This is a genomic window from uncultured Algibacter sp. (assembly GCF_905480415.1).
Taxonomy (GTDB): domain Bacteria; phylum Bacteroidota; class Bacteroidia; order Flavobacteriales; family Flavobacteriaceae; genus Algibacter_B.
This window is the reverse complement of the sequence record NZ_CAJQQI010000177.1, coordinates 1-2,935: the sequence shown is the minus strand read 5'-3', so window position 1 is coordinate 2,935 and position 2,935 is coordinate 1. Positions and strand designations below refer to the sequence as shown.

Sequence of the window (2,935 nt, the reverse complement as noted above, 5' to 3'; positions counted from 1 at the left end):
ACTTGCCATACTTACAGTATCTACAATTATTATAAGTTATATTATTAAACTAATCAATTAAAATTAACACATGGAACAACAAAAATTACCAAACGCCACAATTAGTATTGTTTTAGGTATAATATCTTTTATCGGATGCTGCTGCACAAGTGGATTTGGAGGAGTTGTATTATCTGGAATAGCCCTTTTTCTCGCAAAAAAGGATGAAAAAAAATATATAGAAAGTCCTGAATCGTATAGTAATTATGGTCAAGTAAAGACTGCTAAAATTATAGCAATTATAGGTCTGGTAATAAGTTTAATAATTGTAGCTATATATCTCTACTTGATGTCTACTGGTCAATTAGACGAAATGAGAGATCAGTATATGGAGATGATTGAAGAAATGCAGCAAAATCAATAATATTGATACTCATGTTATAATAAAAAAAGCGACCATTCGGTCGCTTTTTTTATTTGTATTACTTCATCTATTTAATTCTCAAATTGTTTGAGCGTTTTTATTATAATACTTACACAGTCTAACAATTGCGCTTCAGTCATTACCAAAGGTGGTGCAAAACGAATAATATTACCGTGTGTTGGTTTTGCAAGTAAGCCGTTGTCTCTTAGGGCTAAACAAATATTCCAAGCGGTATCACTATCCTCCGAATCATTTATAAGAATGGCGTTAAGCAAGCCTTTTCCTCTAACTAAATTAACAATACTACTCGTTTCTATAAATTTATTTAATTCACTTCGGAATAAATTACCAAGTACAAAAGCATTTTCAGCTAATTTTTCATCTCTTACAACTTCGAGAGCTGCCATAGCAACAGCAGCAGCAATAGGGTTTCCTCCAAAGGTACTACCGTGGTTACCCGGTTTAATAACGTTCATAATGCTATCATCTGCTAAAACTGCAGAAACAGGATAAACACCACCACTAATAGCTTTCCCAAGAATTAAAACATCTGGTTTTACATCTGGTGTATTAGAACAATTTTTATTTTCACAAGAACAGTTTCCACAAGTTGCTAATAATCGTCCTGTTCTAGCAATACCAGTTTGTACTTCATCAGCAATAAACAAGACGTTATAGTGCTCGCACAGTGCTTTTGCTTTCGCCAAATAATCATCACTTGGCACATAGACTCCCGCTTCACCTTGAATAGGCTCAACAAGAAAACCGGCTACATTAGGATTGGTTTTTAATACATCTTCTAAAGCATCAAGATTGTTATATTCAATTTTTATGAATCCGTTTGTATACGGTCCAAAGTTTTCACGAGCTACAGGATCATTTGAAAACGATATAATTGTTGTTGTTCTTCCGTGGAAGTTGTTTTCACAAACAATAATTTCTGCTTTATTATTATCAATACCTTTTACTTCATAAGCCCACTTTCTGCATAGTTTCAAAGCCGTTTCTACAGCTTCTGCACCTGTATTCATTGGTAAAATTTTATCAAATCCGAAAAACTCGCAAGCAAATTTCTCATATTTACCTAGCATATCGTTATGAAATGCTCTGGACGTTAATGCTAATGTTTGCGCTTGTTGCACCATGGCATTAACTATTTTTGGATGAGAATGCCCTTGGTTTACCGCAGAATAAGCCGATAAAAAATCATAATACTTTTTACCTTCTACGTCCCATACAAACACGCCTTCTCCCTTGTTTAACACTACGGGTAACGGATGGTAATTGTGTGCACCATACTTGTTTTCTAAATCGATCGCTTGTTGCGAAGTTAATTGGTCTAAAACAGCCATTTTAAAAAAATTTAAAAGTTTATACCCAAACAAATGGATATTTAAAAAATAACCATTCCTTCTGTACCTTTATCCTTTCGAAAAGTATCGAAAATTCAGCGTGGGAGAGAAATCATCCCTAGGAAGTGCAAAGCTAGTAAATATTAATTGCTTGTAAAAATCTAATTCTGAGATCCTTTCAGACGGTGAAGACACTTGCAGTTCCAACCCTTTAATCTCTTACATTACTGCCTTTTATCCATTTGCATCCATGCAAAAACCTTGAACATACTAACGCCAAGTAAAAAGATTATGCCTGCAAACCACTTTTAGTAAATCTTTGATTGCTTCAATACTAAAAAACGGATCTAAACAATACATAAAACCCCCAAATAAAATTACTTTTCTTCCCAAATTTCATCTTTTTATTTCTCCGTAACAATGCTATGCAACGCAAAAAACACAAAATTTAAAAAGAAAATAACTATTTTTCGCTTCAATCAAAAAAGTATAAATGAGTTCAGTATTTTTGCATCATGTCTAGAAAAAGAGCAAGAAAACAAGTTTTTGAGAATGTAGAAGTTATTGATGCTGGTGCAAAAGGTAAAACCATAGCTAAAGCACCCGATGGAAAAGTGATTTTTCTACCCAATGCCGTACCTGGTGATGTAGTTGATGTACAAACTTTTAAAAAGCGTAAAGCCTTTTATGAAGGGAAAGCCACTGTTTTTCATAAGCTTTCAGACAAAAGAACAGAACCTGCTTGCGAACATTTTGGAACCTGTGGAGGTTGTAAGTGGCAAGATATGGGCTATGAACATCAATTATTTTACAAGCAAAAAGAGGTCACCAACAACTTAACACGTATTGGACATATTGAACTTCCTGAGGTTACCCCTATTTTAGCAGCTGAAGAACAATATTTTTACAGAAATAAAATGGAGTTTTCTTTTAGTGATAGCCGCTGGTTAACACTTGAGGAAATTCAATCTGATGAAGATTTAGGAGATCGAAATGCTTTAGGATTTCATATCCCTGGCATGTGGGACAAAATATTAGACCTCAACAAATGTCATCTACAAGCAGATCCTTCAAATGCTATTAGAAATGCTGTGAAGCAGTTTGCTGTTAAAAACGATTTAGAATTCTTTAATACAAGAAACCAAACCGGATTGTTGCGAACCATGATGATACGCACGTC

The 2,935-nt window shown here is 34.2% G+C and carries 3 protein-coding genes; 2 read left to right on the top strand and 1 reads right to left on the bottom strand.

Features of this window, described 5'->3' with window-relative positions; all coding sequences use genetic code 11:
* Nucleotides 1-70 precede the first annotated feature (70 nt).
* Nucleotides 71-403, top strand: a complete 333-nt coding sequence (locus QZ260_RS12110) for a CCC motif membrane protein (RefSeq protein WP_295986614.1) — start codon at nt 71-73, stop codon at nt 401-403.
* 71 nt (nt 404-474) lie between these two features.
* Here QZ260_RS12110 and rocD read toward each other — a convergent pair whose 3' ends face one another.
* Entirely contained in the window at nt 475-1,755 is a 1,281-nt protein-coding gene (rocD, locus tag QZ260_RS12105) for an ornithine--oxo-acid transaminase (protein WP_295986612.1), read from the bottom strand.
* Nucleotides 1,756-2,270: 515 nt separating this feature from the next.
* Between rocD and QZ260_RS12100 the strand changes: the two genes are divergently transcribed.
* Nucleotides 2,271-2,935 (top strand): TRAM domain-containing protein (locus QZ260_RS12100; protein WP_295986608.1); only part of this gene is annotated, 665 nt, incomplete at its 3' end.